Here is a 21,472-nt window from a genome sequence, read left to right as displayed (position 1 = left end):
TTGGCTGCGAAGTCCGCCTCTGGATCAGAACAGATCGAGTGGCGCGGCTTCGTCAGCGGGCAGCGGGCTGCCCGGCGCCTGGTAGCCAGGATCGAACTCGCCCATCGGCGGTGGTGAGTCTTCGCTCTTGAACACTTCGAAGTACGCATCGGGTGTGCTAGGCGTGGCAGCCCGGCCGCTGACAGGATCGATCCGCAGCTTGAGCAGTCCGTCGGGCTCAGCCGGAGGATGCTCAGGCATGTCCTTGAGCACGGCGCCCATGTAGTTCATCCAGATCGGCAGCGCGACCGTTCCGCCATACTCGTTGCGTCCGAGGCTTTGCGGTTGATCGAAGCCGGCCCAAACGGTAGTGACCAGATCGGCGTTGTAGCCGGAGAACCAGCTGTCGATGGAGTCGTTGGTCGTGCCCGTCTTGCCGGCGATGTCGTCACGGCCCAAGGCTAGCGCGCGACGCCCGGTGCCTCGTTTGATCACATCCTGGAGCATGCTGGTCATGATGTAGGCGGTGCGTTCGTCGAGTACCTGTTCGGCAAAGCGCGGCGCGGCTGGCATTTGTTCACCGTCCGCAATGACCGGGTTGCTCTGCACCGGATGGACCTCGACATCTGCAGTCTGCGTTTCTCGCGGCGGGACGCGTGCCGGATTGGCTTCGAACAGCAGGTTGCCCTCGCGATCCTCGATGCGCTGGATCAGGTAGGGCTCGATCTTGTAGCCGCCGTTGGCGAAGGTGGTCCAGCCGGTGGCGATCTCCATTGGCGTGAGCGTTGCCGTGCCTAGCGCCAGGGAAAGATTTCGCGGCAGGTCCTGCGCGTTGAAGCCGAAGCGGGTGATGTAGTTGATCGTGTAGTCGACCCCCATGGTCTGCAGCAGCCGAATCGACACCAGGTTCCTGGACTTGTACAGCGCTTCGCGCATGCGGATCGGCCCCAGGAATGTGTTGTTGTCATTCTTCGGCCGCCAGATGCGGTCCATGCCCTGCTCGACGAACACGATGGGCGAGTCGTTGACCAGGCTCGCCGCGGTATAACCGGCGTCCAGTGCGGCGCTATAAATGAACGGCTTGAAGCTGGAACCAGGTTGGCGCTTGGCCTGGATGGCACGGTTGTAATTGCTCTGGCCGAAGGAGAAGCCGCCCGCCAGCGCTTCGATCGAACCATCCTCAGGGTCGAGCGAAACCAGTGCCGCTTGTGCCTGCGGAACCTGGCTGAACACGGCGGCTTCGTCCTGCCAGCGAATGCGCACCACGTCTCCCACCTTCACCACGTCCGCCGGACGCTGCGGGCGAGGCCCCATGCTATTGATGCCGAGGTACGGCCGAGCCCACTTCATGCTATCCCAGCTCACCGTGTGTTCCTGACCATTGCGGGTGATGACGAGAATTCCACTGGTCTCTACCTGGGTGACCGCGGCAGGCTGCAGGCCGGAAAGACTTCGGTACTTGGCAAGTTCCTGAAGCCAGGTATCGCGGGGCGCGTTGGCCAGATTGGCTTCCGGCCCCCGATAGCCATGGCGCTGGTCGTACTCGATCAGTCCGCTGTTCAGCGCATTATTGGCCGCGATCTGGCGCTCGCTGGAAACCGTGGTGTAGACCCTGAAGCCATCCGTGTAGGCGGCGCTGCCGAAGCGGCCGACCATTTCTGCGCGTGCCATCTCGGCGATATAGGAGGCGTCGAGCTCCGGCGTTGCTCCGTGGTACCGAGCGGTCTCAGGTTCGGCCAGGGCCTGCCGATAGCTTGACTCATCCAGGGAGCCAAGGCGATACATGCGACCGAGGATCCAATCCCGTCGCTCCTTGCTGCGCGCCGGATTGACCAATGGGTTGAATGCGGATGGAGCCTTCGGCAGGCCGGCGATCATCGCCAGCTGGGCAACGCTCAGCTCGGAGATGGGCTTGCCGTAATAGACCTGAGCGGCGGCCTCGATTCCATAGGCGCGATTGCCGAGGTAGATCTTGTTGACGTACAGCTCGAGGATCTCGTTTTTGCTCAGCTCTCGCTCGATCTGCAGGGCCAGCAAAATTTCGTTGATTTTGCGTGAAAAGCTCCGCTCACTGGTCAGGAAGTAATTCTTTGCAACCTGCATGGTGATGGTGCTGCCACCGGTCTGAATCTGCCCGCTTTTCAATAATTGCGTGGCAGCGCGCATCAGGCCGGTTATGTCGACGCCATAATGATTGGCGAAATTGTCATCCTCCGCGGCAAGCAGCGCGTGGATGAAGGCTTGCGGTATGTCGTCGAAGCGAATGGGCGAGCGCCGCATCTCGCCAAACTCCGCGATCAGCTTGTCATCGGCGCTGTAGACTCGCAGCGGGATCTGGAGCTGGATGCTGCGAAGGGAATCGACCGAGGGCAGGTTAGGGCTGAGGTAGAGAAATGCACCGCTGATGCTGAGCAACAGGGCGCAAAAAACTGCGAAGCACGACCAGATAAGAAATTTCAAAAAACGCATCGGGGTTCTTGGAATCCAGGATTTGGGAGGGGGAGCGGCGACGATGCTGAAAGGGAAAACCGTTCACATTATATGCGCTTTTTTTGCCGGGTAGCCATTTGCGCTTCTGTCAAGGCTGTTATCTAATGTGGATAAACATAATTAATCCGTAAGTTGCGGATAAAGATAGGAAATCGGTCGTGCTAGGGCTCTTCACTAAGAAAGCGAACACGCTGCTTGGGATCGATATCAGTTCGACCTCAGTCAAGCTCCTCGAATTAAGTCGATCGGGTAATCGGTACCGCGTCGAGGCTTATGCCGTCGAGCCGCTACCGCCGAATGCCGTCGTCGAAAAGAACATCGCCGAACTTGAGGGTGTCGGTCAGGCCCTGCAGCGAGTCGTTGCCAAGGCCAAGACCGGCTGCAAGTCCGCTGTTGTCGCTGTCTCCGGGTCTGCCGTCATCACAAAGATGATTGAGATGGATGCCGGGCTTTCTGATGAAGAGCTCGAGAACCAGCTCAAGATCGAGGCAGATCAGTACATCCCCTACCCACTGGAGGAAGTCGCGATCGACTTCGAGGTGCAAGGTCCTGCGCCTCGCGCGCCTGGCAGGGTAGAGGTTCTCCTCGCCGCTTGCCGTAAAGAGAATGTCGAGATCCGTGAAGCCGCGCTGGCCTTGGCTGGACTTACCGCCAAAGTGGTGGATGTCGAGGCCTATGCGCTTGAGCGCTCCTACGGATTGCTCGCTTCACAGTTGGGTACAGGGCACGGCGAGCTGACCGTTGCCGTCGTCGACATCGGCGCGACCATGACAACCCTGAGCGTGCTGCATAACGGGCGTACCATCTACACGCGCGAGCAGCTGTTCGGTGGTCGCCAACTGACCGAAGAGATCCAGCGCCGCTACGGTCTGTCTCAGGAAGAAGCCGGCCTTGCCAAGAAGCAAGGCGGTCTCCCAGATGACTACGACAGTGAAGTCCTGCTTCCGTTCAAGGAGGCGGTGGTGCAGCAGGTATCCCGCTCGTTGCAGTTCTTCTTCGCTGCAGGGCAGTTCCACGACGTCGACTGCATTCTGCTCGCGGGCGGGACGGCCTCCATTCCAGGTCTCGATCACATGATTCAGCAAAAGATCGGAACGCAAACTCTAGTGGCTAATCCCTTCGCCGATATGGCTTTGAGCGGCAAGGTGAACGCCGGGGCGCTGGCTAGTGATGCGCCTGCATTAATGATTGCATGCGGTTTGGCGCTGAGGAGCTTTGACTGATGGCTCAGATCAACCTACTTCCGTGGCGCGAACAGCTGCGGGAAGAGCGTAAGCAGCGCTTTCTGGCTTCCCTCATGGGCGTGCTTGTCGTCGCTGCCGGCTTGGTATTCCTAGGCGATCGCTATTTTCAGGGTGCGATCGAACAGCAGAATGCGAGGAACGAGTTCATCAAAAAAGAAATTGCAGTTCTGGATGCTCGGATCGCGGAAATCAAAGAGTTGAGGGAGCGTCGCCAACAACTTCTGGAGCGAATGAAGATTATCCAAGATCTTCAGGGGAATCGCCCCATCATTGGCCGGGTATTCGATCAGCTCGTTAGAACGCTGCCGGACGGTGTTTATTTTACGTCGCTCAAAATGACCGGAAAGAACATCGCGATCGTTGGTGCTGCCGAGTCGAACAATCGGGTTTCAAACCTCATGCGTAATCTCGACGGCTCCGATTGGCTTGAAGCGCCGAATCTGAACGAGGTGAAGGCGGTTACTGCGGGGGCCGTCGATCAGGAAAATGTCTTCCAGTTGACAGTGCAGCAGACCCAGCCGGGCGCATCTACGGAAGGAGCTAAGCCATGAGTCTGGCTGAGTCGTTGGAAAGTCTTCGCAAGGTTGATCTTGCCGATCTGGATTTGAATAACCTGGGATCGTGGCCAGCGCCGGTTAAATTTATTACTGGTGTGATAGTGCTCGCGGCAGTGCTCGGCCTGGGGTATTACTTTCACTTGCAGGATCTGCAGTTGCAACTCGAGCAGCACCGTGCCCAAGAGGTAACTCTAAAACAACAGTTTTCAACCAAGGCGTTTCAGGCCGCTAACCTAGAAGCTTACAAAGAGCAGATGGCCGAAATGGAAACATCATTCGGTGCGCTGCTTCGACAGCTGCCAAGCGATACCGAGGTCCCGGGGCTGCTGGAAGACATCACTCGTACTGGTTTAGGTAGCGGGTTGGAGTTCGAGGAGATCAAGTTGCAGCCCGAAGTGGCTCAGCAGTTCTATATCGAACTGCCGATCAATATAAAAGTAGTAGGTGGGTATCACGATTTGGCCACTTTTGTTAGTGGGGTGTCGAGTCTGCCTCGTATTGTTACGCTGCATGACTTTGAAATAAAACCGGAGAAGGGCGACGCTGCGAATAAGCTGCGGATGAGCATCGTGGCTAAGACCTATCGATATAACGACAAGGGGCTGCAGAAATGAAACGGGCGCGGCTCACTGCGCTAGGCTTGAGCCTGGCGGTGATTTCGGGCTGCGGTGGCAGCTCAGACTTCAACGATTTGCAGATGTATATGGATGAGGTGCGTACTAGGCCGAAGGGTACAATTGAGCCATTGCCTGCCTTCATCCCCTACGAGGCGTTTACCTATAGCGCGGCAGCCTTGCGTCATCCGTTCCAGCCTCCTGTAAAACTTGACTTGGCGCAGCGGCAGCGGGGGTCGAAAGACATTCAGCCCGACGAGTCGCGGGTCAAGCAGTTTCTCGAGGGATTCAATATCGAGAATTTCACCATGGTTGGCACGCTGGCCAATGGAGGTGGCCGGTATGCGCTAATCAAGGGGGGCGATGGTGTTCACCGGGTCAAGATTGGCGATTACCTGGGGCGTAACCACGGGCGCATCGTCGAGATCAGCGAGGCCGCAGTGGATGTGGTTGAAATCGTCCCTGATGGAGAGGGTGGGTGGCTTGAGCGCCCGCGCAGTCTGACCTTGAAAGAGCGCACCTAGCGCGGGGCAAAAGAATGGAAAACCTTTACCGGTCTGCACAACGGAAGCAACTTATGAACACTACCCTTTCCCGTCTGGGCGTATCCCTGCTGGCGGTATTTATTTCGCCAGCACTGCTGGCGGCCAATCTCAACGCTTTGGATGTGGCTGCTTTGCCGGGCGATCGGGTTGAGTTGAAACTGGCATTTGACGAGCCTGTCGCGTCACCTCGTGGCTACACGCTGGATCAGCCCGCGCGCATTGCCCTGGATCTTCCAGGTGTATCCAACAACCTGGGGGCTAAAAACCGAGAGCTAGGCGTTGGTAATGCGCGCAGCGTAACGGTCGTCGAGGCTCAAGGGCGCACCCGGCTCATCGTCAATCTGACCGCGCTTGTTCCGTATTCCACTCGAGTGGATGGGAACAATCTGTTTGTCGTGCTGGGAGAGGGCTCGGGGACGACCAGCCCTGCGGCTGCATCCGCCGCGGTCACTGCTCCGATTGCCAAGCCTGCTCCGGTAAAGCCGATGGCGGCCGGCAAGGCGATCGACAATATCGATTTTCGCCGCGGTGAAGATGGTGCCGGAAACGTGGTAATCACACTGTCCGATCCGTCGGTAGGTTCGACTATCGAAGAGCAGGGAGGAAAGATCCGCGTTGTGTTCGCCAAGGCGGAGCTGCCTGAAGCGCTGCGTGTTCGGCTTGACGTCCAGGATTTCGCTACGCCGGTGAAGTTTGTCGACTCGACCGCTCAGGCAGGCGGTGCCAGTATCGCCATCGAGCCTACTGGGCGATACGATTATCTCGCCTACCAGACAGACAACAAGCTGACCATCAGCGTAAAGCCCCTTACAGAAGAAGAGGCCGATAAGCGCAAGACAGACCGTTTTGCCTATTCCGGTGAAAAGCTGTCGCTGAACTTCCAAGATATTGATGTTCGTTCCGTACTCCAGTTGATCGCTGATTTTACTGACCTGAACTTGGTTGCCAGCGATACCGTCAGTGGCAACATCACCCTTCGTTTGCAGAACGTGCCTTGGGACCAAGCACTCGACCTCGTTTTGAAAACCAAAGGGCTGGATAAGCGGCAAGTCGGTAACGTACTGCTCGTTGCGCCCGCTGATGAAATCGCGGCACGTGAACGCCAAGAGCTTGAGTCGCAGCGCCAAATTGCCGAGCTTGCACCGTTGCGTCGCGAGGTTGTGCAGGTCAACTATGCCAAGGCTGCGGACATTGCCCGCCTGTTTCAGTCGGTGACGAACAATGGCGGCGTGGCGGAAGAGCGTGGATCGATTGCGGTGGACGACCGTACTAACAACATCATCGCTTATCAAACGCAAGAGCGGCTAGATGAGTTGCGTCGTATTGTTGCTCAGCTCGATATCCCGGTGCGGCAGGTCATGATCGAAGCGCGGATCGTCGAGGCGAACGTTGACTACGACAAGAGTCTCGGCGTTCGCTGGGGGGGAAATCTTGGAGCTGGCAACAAATGGAGCGCTTGGGGAAAGAACGGCAATCTGGATATTGAGGATGGTGAAGACGGCGGCCAACAGATTACATGGCCTATGAATACGCCGTTTGTAGATATGGGGGCTGTCGGTTCTACTTCTGGCATTGGACTCGGATTTGTAACGGATAACGCGATCCTTGACCTCCAGCTTTCGGCGATGGAGAAGACGGGAAATGGCGAGGTGGTTTCTCAGCCTAAAGTGGTTACTGCCGATAAGGAAACTGCAAAAATTCTCAAAGGCTCGGAAGTTCCCTATCAGGAAGCTAGTTCCAGTGGGGCAACTAGCACATCCTTTAAAGAGGCTGCGCTTTCGCTAGAGGTGACGCCGCAGATTACGCCGGATAACCGAATCATCATGGAAGTAAAGGTCACAAAGGATGAGCCGGATTTTTCACAGGCAGCGACAACCGGCGTGCCGGCTATCCGCAAGAATGAAGTGAACGCGAAAGTGCTTGTCACTGATGGCGAGACGATTGTTATCGGCGGAGTCTTCTCTAATACGCAAAGCAAATCGGTCGATAAGGTGCCATTCCTTGGGGATTTGCCATATCTTGGACGCCTTTTCCGTCGCGACCTAGTGCAAGATCGAAAATCTGAGCTGCTTGTGTTCATTACTCCTAGGATCATGAATAATCAGTCAATCCAAGCTAGCCGCTCATATTGACCGTTAATGCACAACTTCATCCTCATAGGCCCGATGGGAGCTGGTAAAAGCACCATCGGGCGCTTGCTTGCCAAGGAGCTGCGTCTGCCGTTCAAGGATTCCGACAAGGAAATCGAGCAGCGGACCGGCGCCAGCATTCCTCTGATCTTCGATGTAGAGGGTGAGGCCGGTTTTCGCGAGCGTGAACGTGCAGTGATTGCCGATCTTTGTCAGCAGGACGGGGTGGTGCTCGCTACGGGTGGGGGCGCGGTGTTGCGCGAGGACAATCGCAAGGCACTTCGCTCCGGTGGTCGCGTCGTCTATCTCTGCACTTCTGTCGATCAGCAGCTCGAGCGCACGTCGCGCGACCGCAATCGTCCGTTGCTTCAGGCAAGCGATCCCCGTAGCGTTCTTGCTGCGCTCATGGCTATTCGCGACCCGCTGTACCGCTCCATTGCGGATATCATCATCGAGACAGACGAGCGTCCGCCGCGGCTGGTGGTCATGGAAATTCTCGATAGGCTCGCTTCATTGCCTCCCCGTGAAAGCCAGGATGAATCTGCGCTATCCTAGCCCCCTTTATTGTTGGGGGCCCCATGCAGACTCTTCAGGTCGATCTCGGCGAGCGTAGCTATCCCATTCATATCGGCGAGCGATTGATCGATCGCAGCGATCTTTTTGCAAGCAAGATTCGCGGCCGCCAAGTCGCCATCGTGACCAATGAAACGGTTGCGCCACTGTACCTCGATCGTCTGACGAGCACGCTTTCCGGCTATTCCGTTACCCCCATAATCCTGCCTGATGGCGAAAGCCACAAAAATTGGGAGACGCTTCAGCTTATTTTCGACGCACTGCTCGGTGCTCGGCACGATCGCAATACAACGGTCGTGGCGTTGGGCGGCGGCGTCATCGGCGACATGGCGGGATTCGCGGCCGCCAGCTACCAGCGTGGTGTGGACTTCATCCAGGTGCCGACCACGCTTCTCTCGCAAGTGGACTCCTCGGTTGGTGGCAAAACCGGCATCAACCACCCGCTGGGCAAGAACATGATCGGCGCGTTCTACCAGCCTCGTGCAGTGGTCATCGATACCGCCACGTTGGCGACGTTGCCGTCTCGCGAGCTGTCTGCAGGGCTGGCCGAAGTCATCAAGTATGGGCTGATCTGCGACGAGCCCTTCCTGACCTGGCTTGAAGCCAATATCGATCGGATTCGCTCGCTGGATTCCCTGGCGCTGACCGAGGCGATCCACCGTTCCTGCGCAGCCAAGGCCAAGGTGGTCAATGCGGACGAGCGAGAATCGGGTGTGCGCGCCACCCTCAACCTGGGCCATACCTTTGGTCATGCCATAGAGACCCATATGGGTTATGGGGTCTGGCTGCATGGTGAGGCGGTATCGGCGGGAACCGTGATGGCGCTTGAGATGTCCTCTCAGCTCGGCTGGATCGGCCAGGCGGATCGTGATCGCGCCATCCGGCTTTTGCAGCGAGCCGGGCTGCCGGTGGTGCCTCCTGCCGAGATGCAGCCGCAAGATTTCCTTGAGCACATGGCGGTGGACAAGAAGGTCCTGGATGGTTGTCTCCGTCTCGTGCTGCTTCGGCAGATGGGGGAGGCGGTTGTCACAGGCGACTTCCCTCGCGGCGTGCTCGAAACCACCTTGAGCGCCGATTACGGTGCTATGACGGAACACTTGGGAGCGTAAGAAAATTTCCATGAACAGTTTGTCCGCGGACGACGCGTTTCTGACTCACTATGGCTTCAGCCATGACCCTTTCGCGGCCCGTGTTCCGGGGTTCAAGTTCTTTCCCGCTCAGCGCAAGCCGGTGCTTGGGCAGCTGCACCACCTGGCCCGTTACAGCCAGTTGCTGTTGTTGGTGACCGGGCCGGAAGGCAGCGGCAAAACGTTGCTACGCCAGGCGCTTGTCGCCAGCAGCAACAAGCAGGCTGTGCAGAGCGTAGTCGTCACTCCGCAGAGCACCATGGACGCCAGTGCGCTGCTGGCGCAGATCGCTCAGGCACTCAACAGTCAGGACGCCGATTTCGATGGCATCATGGCGCAGGTAGTCCAGCTGGCTCTGACGGGGCAGGAAGTCTATCTGTTGGTGGATGATGCCGAGCGCCTGACTGGCGCTGCGGTGGAGACCCTGCTGCGTCTGGCTGCGGGGACACCTGAAGCGCGCCCGCACGTCTTTCTGTTTGGCGAGCCTGCGCTGGCCGGGCGACTTGAAGCCCTGAGCGAAGGCGAAGAACGACATCACGCCATCGCCTTGCAACCTTATGAAGAAGATGAGACGCGCGAGTATCTGGCGTTGCGGCTCGAAGGTGCGGGTAGCGGCATCGAGTGCCTGAACGAGGAGCAGATTGCGCGTATCCATGATCAGTCGGGCGGCTGGCCTGGAGCGATCAACCAGGTGGCGCGTGACGAACTTCTCGCGGCGATGCAGAGCAGTCGCGGACGGCGGAAGTCCAGCGCAATGGCATTGCCGCTGCCGAAGAAACATCTGTTGGCGGCGCTGGCCGTGATTGTGGTGGTCGCGATTGGCTTTCTGGTTCTGCGTGGTGGCGAGGGTGAGCGGTCGGTTGCGCCGCAAGCCACTCAGTTGCCGCTCGATGCTCCGGCGGGCTCATCAGCGGCTTCGTCTGAGCAGGGCGGGCAAACCGCGATCGAGTTCGATGCTGAGGAACGGCCGTTGTCGCTGCCGCTGGGCGGTGATGCGCAGCCGGTGATTCGAGAGCCGCTCGCTGCCGCTGCAGGTGGCGAAGACGATGCTGAGGTTGCGCTTCCCGGTGCGCGCGAATCGACAATTCCTGCACCTGCACCTGCACCTGCACCTGCACCTGCACCTGCACCTGCACCTGCACCTGCACCTGCACCGGTGGAGCGTGTCCAGCCTGCTCCGCCTGTTGCAACGGTGCCGACGCCGGCGCCGACACAGGCGCCTGCTCCGGCATCGCCGCAGGTGCGGCAGAATGTCGCTGAGCGTACGCCAGCGCCTACTGCTGCGCCCAGCGCTTCAGGCAATCGGTCTTGGTATGCCAGTCAGCCGGGCAGCAACTATCTGGTCCAGATCCTCGGGACACGTGTCGAAAAGAATGCTCAAGCGATCGTTCAGCAGCATGGCGCCAGCTATCGCTACTTCACCAAGACGCACGAAGGCAAGCCGCTCTACGTCGTCACCTACGGCAATTTTGCCAACCGAGCGGCAGCGGTTGCAGCGGTGAAGGCGCTGCCCGCTTCGCTCCAGGCCGGCAAGCCATGGGTACGAAGTTTCGCCAGCGTCCAGCAGGAATTGGCGCCAGCTCGATAAAAAATGCCCCAAAAAAGTGCGCAATGCACTGTTTTGGGGCTTGCAAAAATAAATTGTGCCGATCTAGCGGGCTTTGTAAACTGCTCCCCCTTTTGCCCACGTGAATGACGGGGTGAGTCGCTGCGCCGTCAATAAGGGGTTGATTTACAACGCATTTAGCTGGTGGAGTGCCTATGAGAGCAGGTCTGTTTCGTCCTGAAGAGTTCAAGGATAACTGCGGCTTCGGTCTGATTGCCCACATGCAGGGCGAGGCAAGCCATCACCTGCTAAAGACTGCCATTCAGTCCCTGACATGCATGACTCACCGCGGCGGCATCAACGCCGATGGCAAGACCGGCGACGGCTGCGGTCTGTTGATGCAGAAGCCTGACGCCTTTCTGCGCGCGAAGGCCCTGGAGCATTTCAACGCCGAGCTGCCGGCCCAATATGCGGTTGGCATGGTCTTCCTCGATCAGGACGCCAGCAAGGCGGATCGCGCTCGTGCTCAGCTGAGCGAGGAAATCCAGGCGCAGGGGCTTACCCTGGTTGGCTGGCGTGAGGTTCCGGTGGACACCAGCGTTCTCGGGCAGCTGGCGCTCGAGCGTCTGCCGCGCATTGAACAGGTGTTCGTTTCCGGCGACGGGCTCGATGAGCGTCAGTTCGGCATCAAGCTGTTCTTCGCCCGCCGCCGCGCCGAAGTCGCACTGGCCGACGACAGCGCCTTCTATGTCTGCAGCCTCTCGGACAAGGACATCATCTACAAAGGCCTGATGATGCCGGCCGACCTGGCCCAGTTCTACCCGGACCTGGGTGACGAGCGCCTCGCGACCGCGATCTGCGTGTTCCACCAGCGTTTCTCCACCAACACCATGCCGCAGTGGCGGCTGGCTCAGCCGTTCCGCTTTCTTGCGCACAACGGCGAAATCAACACCATCACCGGTAACCGCAACTGGGCCCAGGCGCGCCGCCTGAAGTTCGCCAACGAATTGCTGCCGGATCTCGAAAGCCTGTCGCCGCTGATCAACCGCACCGGTTCTGACTCCTCGAGCATGGACAACATGCTCGAACTCTTGGTCACCGGAGGAATGGATCTGTTCCGTGGCCTGCGCATGATCATTCCGCCGGCCTGGCAGAACGTCGAGACCATGGACCCCGACCTGCGTGCCTTCTACGAATTCAACTCCATGCACATGGAGCCCTGGGATGGCCCGGCCGGCGTGGTGCTGACCGATGGCCGCCACGCGGTTTGTCTGCTCGACCGCAACGGGCTGCGTCCGGCGCGCTGGGTAACCACCAAGAACGGCTATATCACCCTCGCGTCCGAAGTCGGCGTCTGGGATTACAAGCCGGAAGATGTGCTTGCCAAGGGTCGTGTCGGCCCGGGGCAGATCCTCGCGGTGGACACCCACACCGGCAAGGTGCTGCACACCGATGACATCGACAACCACCTGAAGGCGCAGCAGCCTTACAAGAAGTGGCTGCGGCAGAACGCGCTGCGCATCCAGTCGACGCTGGATGACAACGATCACGGTTCGGCTTTCTACGATGCCGACCAGCTCAAGCAGTACATGAAGATGTACCAGGTCACCTTCGAGGAGCGTGACCAGGTGCTGCGCCCGCTGGCCGAACAGGGCCAGGAAGCGGTCGGATCGATGGGCGACGACACGCCCATGGCCGTGCTGTCGCGCCGCGTGCGTTCGCCCTACGACTACTTCCGCCAGCAGTTCGCCCAGGTGACCAACCCGCCGATCGACCCGCTGCGCGAAGCCATCGTGATGTCGCTGGAAACCTGTCTGGGTGCCGAGCGCAACGTCTTCGAGGAAACCGCCGAACACGCCAATCGGGCGATCCTGACCACGCCGGTGATCTCGCCCGCCAAATGGCGCACGATCATGAACCTCGAGCGGCCCGGCTTCGAGCGTCTGGTCATCGACCTCAACTACGAGGAAGGTACCGGCCTCGAGGCGGCGATCCGCAACATCGCCGATCAGGCCGAAGAGGCCGTGCGCGGGGGCAAGGTGCTGCTGGTGCTGAGCGATCGCCGCATCGCTCCGGGCAAACTGCCGGTGCATGCTTCGCTGGCGGTCGGTGCGGTACACCACCGCCTGGTCGAGACCGGGCTGCGCTGCAGCTGCAACATCCTGGTGGAAACCGCCACCGCTCGCGATCCGCATCATTTCGCAGTGCTCATCGGTTTCGGTGCGACAGCTGTCTACCCGTTCCTCGCCTACGAAGTGCTGGGTGACCTGATCCGTACCGGCGAGGTGCTGGGCGATCTCTACGAAGTGTTCAAGCACTATCGCAAGGGCATCTCCAAGGGGCTGATGAAGATCATCTCCAAGATGGGCATCTCGACCATCGCGTCCTACCGCGGCGCGCAACTGTTCGAAGCCGTCGGCCTGTCCGACGAGGTCGTGGAGCTCAGCTTCCGCGGCGTCGCCAGTCGCATCAAGGGTGCCCGCTTCGAGGACCTCGAGGCCGAGCAGAAGGCGCTGGCGGTCGAAGCCTGGAGCAGCCGCAAGCCGATCCAGCAGGGTGGCCTGCTGAAGTTCGTCTACGGCGGCGAGTACCACGCCTACAACCCCGACGTGGTCAGCGCGCTGCAGCTCGCCGTGCAGAGCGGTGACTACAGCCGCTTCAAGGAGTACACGGCGCTGGTCGATCAGCGCCCGGTGGCGATGCTGCGTGACCTGCTCAAGGTCAAGCTGGCCGATCAGCCGCTGGCGCTGGAGGAGGTCGAGCCGCTGGATGCCATCCTCAAGCGCTTCGACTCCGCTGGTATTTCCTTGGGCGCACTGTCGCCAGAAGCCCACGAAGCCATCGCCGCGGCGATGAACCGCATCGGGGCGCGTTCGAACTCCGGTGAGGGCGGTGAAGACCCGGCCCGCTACGGCACCGAGCGCAGCTCGAAGATCAAGCAGGTCGCAACCGGCCGCTTCGGTGTGACCCCGGAATACCTGGTCAACGCCGAAGTGCTGCAGATCAAGGTCGCCCAGGGCGCCAAGCCGGGTGAAGGCGGCCAGCTGCCCGGTGGCAAGGTCAATGGCCTGATCGCGCGTCTGCGTTACGCCGTGCCCGGCGTGACCCTGATCTCCCCGCCGCCGCACCATGACATCTATTCCATCGAGGACCTCGCGCAGCTGATCTTCGACCTCAAGCAGGTCAATCCGCAGGCGCTGGTGTCCGTCAAACTGGTGGCCGAGCCGGGCGTGGGCACCATCGCCGCCGGCGTGGCCAAGGCCTACGCCGACCTGATCACCATCTCCGGTTACGACGGCGGCACTGGTGCCTCGCCGCTGACCTCGATCCGCTATGCCGGTTCGCCGTGGGAGCTGGGCCTGGCGGAAACCCACCAGACTCTGCGCGGCAATGACCTGCGGGGCAAGGTCCGGGTGCAGACCGATGGTGGCCTGAAGACTGGCCTGGACGTGATCAAGGCCGCGATCCTTGGCGCCGAAAGCTTCGGCTTCGGGACCGCGCCGATGATCGCCCTGGGCTGCAAGTACCTGCGCATCTGCCACCTGAACAACTGCGCCACCGGCGTCGCAACCCAGAACGAGCAGCTGCGCAAGGATCACTTCATCGGCACCGTCGACATGGTGGTCAACTTCTTCCAGTTCGTCGCCGAGGAAACCCGCGAGTGGCTGGCCAAGCTGGGCGTGCGCAGCCTCGGCGAGCTGATCGGCCGTACCGATCTGCTCGAAGTGCTGCCGGGCGACACCGCCAAGCAGAACAATCTCGACCTGACGCCGCTGCTCGGCGGCAGCAACATCCCGGCCGACAAGCCGCAGTTCTGCGAAGTGGAGAAGAACCCGCCGTTCGACCAGGGCTTGCTGGCCGAGGAGATGGTCAAGCTGGCCAAGAGCGCCATCGACGCCAAGAGCGGCGGCGAGTTCGAACTGGAGATCTGCAACTGCGACCGTTCCATCGGTGCGCGCGTCTCCGGCGAGATCGCCCGTCAGCATGGCAACCAGGGCATGAAGGATGCGCCGATTACCTTCCGCTTCAAGGGCACGGCAGGGCAGAGCTTCGGGGTCTGGAACGCCGGCGGCCTGAACCTGTACCTGGAAGGCGACGCCAACGACTACGTCGGCAAGGGTATGACCGGCGGCAAGCTGGTGGTCACCCCGCCGCAGGGCGCTGCCTATCGTTCGCAGGATTCGGCCATCATCGGCAATACCTGCCTGTACGGCGCCACCGGTGGCAAGCTGTTCGCCGCCGGTACTGCCGGTGAGCGTTTCGCCGTGCGCAACTCCGGCGCCCATGCGGTCGTCGAGGGTACCGGTGACCACTGCTGCGAGTACATGACCGGCGGTTTCGTCTGTGTGCTGGGCAAGACCGGGCACAACTTCGGTTCCGGCATGACCGGTGGTTTCGCCTATGTATTGGACATGGACAACAGCTTCGTCGACCGCGTGAACAACGAACTGGTCAACCTGCAGCGCATCACCGGCGAGGCGATGGAAGCCCATCGCAGCCATCTGCAGGATGTGCTGCGCGAGTACGTTGCCGAAACCGCGAGCGAGTGGGGGGCAGAACTGCTGGATAATCTTGACGACTATCTGCGTCGTTTCTGGCTGGTCAAGCCCAAGGCGGCCAACCTGGCCTCGCTGCTGTCGAGCACCCGGGCCAACCCGCAATAACAAGAAGCCGCTTCAGGCAGCGGCCCCGCCTTGGCTGGGGCCGCTGCTCACCCTGATTGTCTTGCAGCCGTATGTATCGTCTACGGCCGCTGTTGAGAGGTTATGAAATGACTGAACGTCTGAATAACGACTTCCAGTTCATCGAGGTCGGGCGCAAGGATCCGAAGAAGAAGCTGCTGCGCCAGCGCAAGAAGGAGTTCGTCGAAATCTACGAACCCTTCAAGCCGCAGCAGGCTTGCGAGCAGGCCCATCGCTGCCTGGGCTGCGGCAACCCTTATTGCGAGTGGAAATGCCCGGTCCACAACTACATCCCCAACTGGCTCAAGCTGGTTTCCGAGGGCAACATCCTCGCCGCTGCCGAGCTGGCTCATCAGACCAACACCCTGCCGGAAGTCTGTGGCCGCGTATGCCCACAGGATCGCCTCTGCGAAGGTGCCTGCACGCTGAATGACGGTTTCGGTGCGGTGACCATCGGCTCGGTAGAGAAGTACATCGCCGACACCGCCTTCGCCATGGGCTGGCGGCCGGACATGTCCAAGGTCAAGCCGACCGGCAAGAAGGTCGCCATCATCGGTGCCGGCCCGGCGGGCCTCGGTTGCGCGGATATCCTCGTGCGCAACGGCGTGACCCCGGTGGTGTTCGACAAGAACCCCGAGATTGGTGGCCTGCTGACCTTCGGCATCCCTGAGTTCAAGCTGGAAAAGACCGTGCTCAGCCGCCGCCGCGAGATCTTCAGCGGCATGGGCATCGAGTTCCGCCTGAACACCGAAGTGGGCAAGGACATCAGCATCGATCAGCTGCTGGCTGACTACGATGCCGTGTTCATGGGCATGGGCACCTACACCTACATGAAGGGCGGCTTCCCTGGCGAGGATCTGCCGGGCGTGTACGATGCGCTGGATTTCCTCATCGCCAACGTCAACCGCAACCTCGGCTTCGAAAAGTCCGCCGAGGACTTCATCGACATGAAGGGCAAGAAGGTCGTGGTTCTGGGTGGCGGTGATACCGCGATGGACTGCAACCGGACTTCCATCCGCCAGGGCGCCAAGAGCGTGACCTGTGCCTATCGTCGTGATGCGGCAAACATGCCGGGTTCGCGCCGTGAAGTGAAGAACGCCAAGGAAGAGGGCGTGAAGTTCCTCTTCAATCGCCAGCCCATCGCCATCGTCGGCGAAGGCAAGGTCGAAGGTGTGAAGGTAGTCGAGACCCGTCTCGGCGCGCCGGATGCCCGTGGCCGCCGCAGCCCCGAGCCGATCCCGGGCTCCGAGCAGGTGTTGCCTGCCGATGCGGTGGTCATCGCCTTCGGTTTCCGGCCGAGCCCGGCACCGTGGTTCGAGGGCCAGGGTATCCAACTGGATAACCAGGGCCGCGTCGTCGCCCCGGAGCGGGGTCAGTTCAAGCACCAGACCAGCAACCCGAAGATCTTCGCCGGCGGCGATATGGTTCGCGGCTCCGATCTGGTGGTGACCGCGATCTACGAAGGGCGCCAGGCTGCCGAAGGCATCATGGACTACCTCGGCGTCTGATCGGTGTTGATCGAGCGCCGACAGGGGCTCGGAACGGCCTGATTTGAATCAAGCCCAAAGGTAAAAGGCACGGCACTCGCCGTGCCTTTTTTTTTCCGCTTTGCGACAATGCACGGCACTTTTTCGCTGGAACCCTGCCATGACTGCCTTGAAGAACGACCGCTTCCTTCGTGCCCTGCTCAAGCAGCCTGTCGACGTCACCCCTGTGTGGATGATGCGCCAGGCCGGCCGCTATCTGCCCGAATACCGGGCCAGCCGCGCCAAGGCCGGTGACTTCATGAGCCTGTGCATGAATCCGGAGCTCGCCTGCGAGGTAACCCTGCAGCCGCTGGATCGCTATCCGCTGGATGCCGCTATCCTGTTCTCCGATATCCTCACCGTGCCGGACGCCATGGGGCTCGGCTTGTACTTCGAGACCGGTGAAGGTCCGCGCTTCAAGAAGGTGGTGAGCAGTGCGGCGGACATCGAGGCGCTACCGATTCCCGATCTGGAGAAGGATCTGGGCTACGTGATGGACGCGGTGCGTACCATTCGCCGCGAACTCAACGGCCGCGTACCGCTGATCGGTTTCTCCGGAAGCCCTTGGACCCTGGCGACCTACATGGTCGAAGGCGGCTCCTCGAAGGACTTCCGCAAATCCAAGGCGATGCTCTACGAAAACCCGCAGGCAATGCACGCCTTGCTGGACAAGCTGGCCCAGTCGGTTACCAGCTACCTCAACGGCCAGATCCTGGCCGGCGCCCAGGCGGTGCAGATCTTCGATTCCTGGGGTGGCAGCCTGTCGGCCGCGGCCTATCAGGAGTTCTCCCTGGCCTATATGCGCAAAATCGTAGACGGTCTGATCCGCGAACATGACGGCCGCCGCGTGCCGGTGATCCTGTTCACCAAGGGTGGCGGGCTGTGGCTGGAGTCCATGGCCGACGCCGGTGCCGAAGCGCTGGGGCTGGACTGGACCTGCGACATCGGCGAGGCGCGCCGCCGCGTCGGCGACAAGGTGGCGCTGCAGGGCAACATGGACCCGAGCGTGCTCTATGCCAAGCCCGACGCCATCCGCGCCGAGGTCGCGCGTATCCTGGCGAGCTTCGGTCATGGCAATGGCCACGTGTTCAACCTGGGCCACGGCATCACGCCGGAAGTCGATCCAGCCCATGCCGGCGCCTTCATCGAGTCGGTGCACGAACTGTCCGCGCAATACCACGCCTGATTTTTCAACGGCTCGAAACGAAACGCCCCGCATCAGCGGGGCGTTTTGCATTGCGGGTTCAGTGTGCCGTCTGCGGCTCCGGCAGCGGACGCAGGCGCGCCAGGTGCAGCGCCACGGCGAAGGCGATCAGCAGCAGCGAGGCGATGAACAGGCCGACGCCATCCCAGCCGGCGGCGTGCCAGAAGACCCCACCCAGCGTGCCGGCGATGCTCGAGCCCAGGTAGTAACTGAACAGATAGAGCGAGGAGGCCTGGCCGCGCGCCTGCCGGGCGCGGCGGCCAATCCAGCTGCTGGCGACCGAGTGGGCGCCGAAGAAACCGAAGGTGAACAGCAGCATGCCCAGCAGCACCAGCGGCAGCCGGTCGAACAGGGTCAGGCCCACGCCCGCCAGCATCAGGGCGATCACCAGCCAGAACACCCGGCGCCGGCCGAAGCGATCGGCCAGTGCGCCGACTTGAGCCGAGCTGTAGATGCCCGACAGGTAGAGCACCGCCAGCAGACCGATCATGGTCTGGCTGAGGTGGAACGGCTCGGCAATCAGCCGATAGCCGATGTAGTTGTACAGCGTGACGAAGCTGCCCATCAGCAGAAAGCCCTGCAGGAACAGCCAGGGCAGGCCGGCATCGCGGAAGTGCAGGCGGTAGCCCTGCAGCAATCCCTGCGGGCGCAGCGGTCGCGGACGGAAGTGCCGCGATTCCGGTAGAAAGCGCCAGAGCAGCAGGGCCGCCAGCAGCGCCAGCCCGCCCATCAGTCCCAGCACGCTATGCCAGGACAGGTAGTCCACCAGCACGCCGCTCAGCAAGCGTCCGCTCATGCCGCCGATGGCGTTGCCGCCGATGTACAGCCCCATTGCCAGGCCCAGATGGTGGGGATGGATCTCCTCGCTCAGGTAGGTCATGGCCACTGCAGCCACGCCGCTGAGCGCCAGGCCGACCAGTGCGCGCATCAGCAGAACGCCATGCCAGCTGGGCGCCAGCGCACTACCGACGGTGAACACCGCGGCAGCGAGCAGGGAGGCGACCAGCACCTGCTTGCGGCCGATGGCATCGGAGATCGGCCCGGTGATCAGCAGGCCGACGGCCAGGGTCAGCGTCGAGAGCGAAAGGATCAAGCTGCTCTGCGCTGCGTTGATGCCGAATGCCTGCGACAGCATGGGCATCATCGGCTGCACGCAGTAGAGCAGGGCGAAGGTGGCGAAGCCGCCGGCGAACAGCGCCAGGGCGGTGCGCGTGAAGCGCGGGGTGCCTTTCTCTGTATGGCTGATGGGCGCGCCAGGCGCCGGTATCTCTGCTGACGCGTCGCTGGCGTCGTGCGTACTGCTCACGATGAAGACCTCTGTCCGATTCGCTTTTTCCGGCCAAAAGCGGCCCGTTACGCCTGTGATCGCTTTTTCGATCGACGGGCGCGATTGCTGTTGTTTGGGTTTATGGACGAAATGATAGGAAGCTTTGTTTAAGCTATCCAATATATTATTCGACCTGAATGATATGTTTTGCGACTCATAAGGAATCCTCATGGAGCTGCGTCATCTCCGCTACTTCGTGGCGGTCGCCGAGGAACTGCACTTCGGTCGCGCCGCCGAACAGCTGCGCATTTCACAGCCGCCGTTGAGCCAGCAGATCCAGGCGCTGGAACAGGAACTCGGCGTAAGGCTGTTCGATCGGACCAACCGGCGCGTGGCGCTGACCGACGCGGGCCGGTTGTTTCTCGAGGAAACGCGGCGCACGCTCGCGCAGGTCGACAAGTCGGTAGACGTGGCCCGGCGCGCCGAACAGGGCGAAATCGGTGAGCTCAAGGTGGGGTTCACCTCATCGGCGCCGTTCACCTCGATCCTGCCGCGGGCGATTCTGGCCTTTCGCCGCACCTTTCCTGCGGTGCATCTGGATTTGCAGGAGATGACCAGCAAGCAGGTGGTCGATGCCGTCCAGGACGAGACGCTGCAAGTGGGCATGATTCGCCCGTTCGCGTTGCCTGCGGGCCTGCAGACCGTCGAGCTGTTCAGTGAGCCGCTGGTGGCGCTGATGCATGCGGGACACCGGCTGGCGGATGCCGGGGACGAGGGGCTGACGTTGGCTGATCTGGCCGAGGAGCCCTTCGTGTTCTTCCCGCGCAGCTACGGTACGGGGCTGTACGACCAGTTGCTCAGCCTGGCGCGCCGTGCGGGCTTCAATCCACGCATTGCCCAAGAGGCGAACGAGGCGCTGACCATCATCGGCCTGGTCGCCGCCGGGCTGGGAGTGTCGGTGTTGCCGGCGTCGTTCCAGCGCATCCGCATCGACGGCGTGCGCTTTCTCACCCTGCAGGACAAGGATGCGACCACCGCCGTCTGGCTGGTCAAACGCCGGCAGGAGCAGTCGCCGTTGGCGCAGGCCTTCATGGAGCTGGTAACGCGCGAGGCCTCCGCGCAGCGCTAGGCGTTCGCTCAGGGCTGCTTGTAGTGGCCGGGTGTATCGCCTTTCTCGTGCTTGTGCACACGGGTCACGCGGATGTCGGTGATGCCCAGGACTTCGGCCTGCTCCAGCAGCTGCGCCTCGTCGGCATCGGCCTTCGGCATCACCAGGCTGTTCTCGGCGTCGGCATTGTGCAGCTGGATGAGGTGCCGCGCCGCCTCGCCCTGGGACAGGCTGTCGACGTCGGCGTCATAGGTCTCGGCGCGCGGGTCGTTCTGGTAGATGTAGTTGATTTCGAAGGTGTGCGAAGACTTGCCGAACATGAGGCGCTCCCGTGGAGGTCACTGATGTTCAGTGGACTCGACGGCAACGGCAAACGTTCCAGCAGACGGTCGGCCCCTCACCGCACGCCCTGCTGTGCCAGCCAGGCGAGCAGTTGCGGCAGTGGCATGGCACCGCTCTGTCGTGCCACTTCGCGACCGTCACGGAACAGGATCAGGCTGGGAATGGAGCGGATTCCGAGCTGTGTCGACAGCTGGGCATTGGCTTCGCTGTCGAGCTTGGCCAGGCGGCAGCGGCCCTGCAGCTGGCGGGCGGCCTGGGCGAAGGTCGGGGCGAAGCTGCGGCAGGGGCCACACCAGCTCGCCCAGACATCCACCAGTAGCGGCAGGTCGCCCTTGATCTGGTTGGCGAACTGGCTCTGTTGCAGCTCGAACGGTTGGTCCGGTAGCGCCTCGGACTTGCAGCGCCCGCAGCGTGGCGCGTCATGTACGCGCGCGGCAGGGATGCGGTTGAGGCTGGCGCACTGTGCGCAGGGAACGATCAACGAATCGGTCATGGCGAGGCTCCACGGCGGTATGCCGATAATGTGGAGCCTCGCCGGC

The 21,472-nt window shown here is 61.2% G+C and carries 16 protein-coding genes; 12 read left to right on the top strand and 4 right to left on the bottom strand.

What is annotated here, in order from left to right; translation table 11 throughout:
• Positions 1 to 24: 24 nt before the first annotated feature.
• Positions 25 to 2,448, bottom strand: a complete 2,424-nt coding sequence (locus tag VF716_RS15530) for a penicillin-binding protein 1A (protein WP_041755269.1) — start codon at positions 2,446 to 2,448, stop codon at positions 25 to 27.
• 179 nt (positions 2,449 to 2,627) lie between these two features.
• On the opposite strand from VF716_RS15530, the gene VF716_RS15525 reads away from it, so the two are divergent.
• The 11 genes from VF716_RS15525 to hemE all read left to right on the top strand — a co-directional run bounded on the left by VF716_RS15525 (position 2,628) and on the right by hemE (position 18,198).
• Positions 2,628 to 3,692: a pilus assembly protein PilM gene (locus tag VF716_RS15525; protein WP_045159370.1), complete on the top strand. Its 1,065-nt coding sequence runs from the start codon at positions 2,628 to 2,630 to the stop codon at positions 3,690 to 3,692.
• Complete coding sequence (gene pilN, locus VF716_RS15520) at positions 3,692 to 4,264, top strand: type 4a pilus biogenesis protein PilN (RefSeq protein WP_011911787.1); 573 nt, start codon at positions 3,692 to 3,694, stop codon at positions 4,262 to 4,264. Before VF716_RS15525 ends, pilN begins: the two co-directional genes overlap by 1 nt.
• Complete coding sequence (gene pilO / locus VF716_RS15515; protein WP_011911788.1) at positions 4,261 to 4,884, top strand: type 4a pilus biogenesis protein PilO; 624 nt, start codon at positions 4,261 to 4,263, stop codon at positions 4,882 to 4,884. The genes pilN and pilO overlap by 4 nt, the downstream gene beginning before the upstream one ends.
• Positions 4,881 to 5,408, top strand: coding sequence for a type 4a pilus biogenesis lipoprotein PilP (pilP, locus tag VF716_RS15510; protein ID WP_011911789.1), 528 nt, complete (start codon positions 4,881 to 4,883; stop codon positions 5,406 to 5,408). The genes pilO and pilP overlap by 4 nt, the downstream gene beginning before the upstream one ends.
• A 53-nt stretch (positions 5,409 to 5,461) precedes the next feature.
• Entirely contained in the window at positions 5,462 to 7,561 is a 2,100-nt protein-coding gene (gene pilQ / locus VF716_RS15505) for a type IV pilus secretin PilQ (protein ID WP_041755270.1), read from the top strand.
• A 6-nt stretch (positions 7,562 to 7,567) separates the two neighbouring features.
• Complete coding sequence (gene aroK / locus VF716_RS15500) at positions 7,568 to 8,113, top strand: shikimate kinase AroK (protein ID WP_041755271.1); 546 nt, start codon at positions 7,568 to 7,570, stop codon at positions 8,111 to 8,113.
• A gap of 23 nt (positions 8,114 to 8,136) precedes the next feature.
• Positions 8,137 to 9,240 carry a 3-dehydroquinate synthase gene (aroB, locus tag VF716_RS15495; protein WP_440552792.1) on the top strand — a complete coding sequence of 368 codons (1,104 nt, stop codon included), beginning with the start codon at positions 8,137 to 8,139 and terminating at the stop codon, positions 9,238 to 9,240.
• Positions 9,241 to 9,250: 10 nt separating this feature from the next.
• Positions 9,251 to 10,846 carry an AAA family ATPase gene (locus VF716_RS15490; protein ID WP_440552791.1) on the top strand — a complete coding sequence of 532 codons (1,596 nt, stop codon included), beginning with the start codon at positions 9,251 to 9,253 and terminating at the stop codon, positions 10,844 to 10,846.
• 173 nt (positions 10,847 to 11,019) lie between these two features.
• A complete protein-coding gene (gene gltB, locus VF716_RS15485) occupies positions 11,020 to 15,468 on the top strand; it encodes a glutamate synthase large subunit (RefSeq protein WP_440552790.1) in 4,449 nt (1,482 codons plus the stop codon).
• A gap of 107 nt (positions 15,469 to 15,575) precedes the next feature.
• A complete protein-coding gene (locus VF716_RS15480) occupies positions 15,576 to 16,994 on the top strand; it encodes an FAD-dependent oxidoreductase (RefSeq protein WP_020307768.1) in 1,419 nt (472 codons plus the stop codon).
• Between the two features lie 139 nt (positions 16,995 to 17,133).
• Positions 17,134 to 18,198 (top strand): uroporphyrinogen decarboxylase, encoded by a 1,065-nt coding sequence (gene hemE, locus VF716_RS15475; RefSeq protein WP_440552789.1) that lies wholly within the window; start codon positions 17,134 to 17,136, stop codon positions 18,196 to 18,198.
• A 58-nt stretch (positions 18,199 to 18,256) separates the two neighbouring features.
• Here the strand turns inward: hemE and VF716_RS15470 are convergent, their stop codons facing one another.
• On the bottom strand, positions 18,257 to 19,483 hold the full coding sequence (locus VF716_RS15470) for an MFS transporter (RefSeq protein ID WP_049326262.1): 1,227 nt from the start codon (positions 19,481 to 19,483) through the stop codon (positions 18,257 to 18,259).
• Positions 19,484 to 19,712: 229 nt separating this feature from the next.
• Here VF716_RS15470 and VF716_RS15465 point away from each other — a divergent pair, with 229 nt between their 5' ends.
• Positions 19,713 to 20,612 (top strand): LysR family transcriptional regulator, encoded by a 900-nt coding sequence (locus VF716_RS15465; protein ID WP_011911798.1) that lies wholly within the window; start codon positions 19,713 to 19,715, stop codon positions 20,610 to 20,612.
• 8 nt (positions 20,613 to 20,620) lie between these two features.
• Here VF716_RS15465 and VF716_RS15460 read toward each other — a convergent pair whose 3' ends face one another.
• Together VF716_RS15460 and trxC are read right to left on the bottom strand one after the other, a co-directional pair.
• Positions 20,621 to 20,911 (bottom strand): hypothetical protein, encoded by a 291-nt coding sequence (locus tag VF716_RS15460; protein WP_011911799.1) that lies wholly within the window; start codon positions 20,909 to 20,911, stop codon positions 20,621 to 20,623.
• Positions 20,912 to 20,988: 77 nt separating this feature from the next.
• Positions 20,989 to 21,426: a thioredoxin TrxC gene (gene trxC / locus VF716_RS15455; protein ID WP_011911800.1), complete on the bottom strand. Its 438-nt coding sequence runs from the start codon at positions 21,424 to 21,426 to the stop codon at positions 20,989 to 20,991.
• Between the last annotated feature and the right edge of the window lie 46 nt (positions 21,427 to 21,472).

It is taken from the genome of Stutzerimonas sp. Brlt_14 (assembly GCF_051948915.1).
Lineage (GTDB): Bacteria > Pseudomonadota > Gammaproteobacteria > Pseudomonadales > Pseudomonadaceae > Stutzerimonas > Stutzerimonas stutzeri.
Note: the sequence above shows the minus strand (reverse complement) of the source record. Positions and strands in the feature narration are given on the sequence as shown.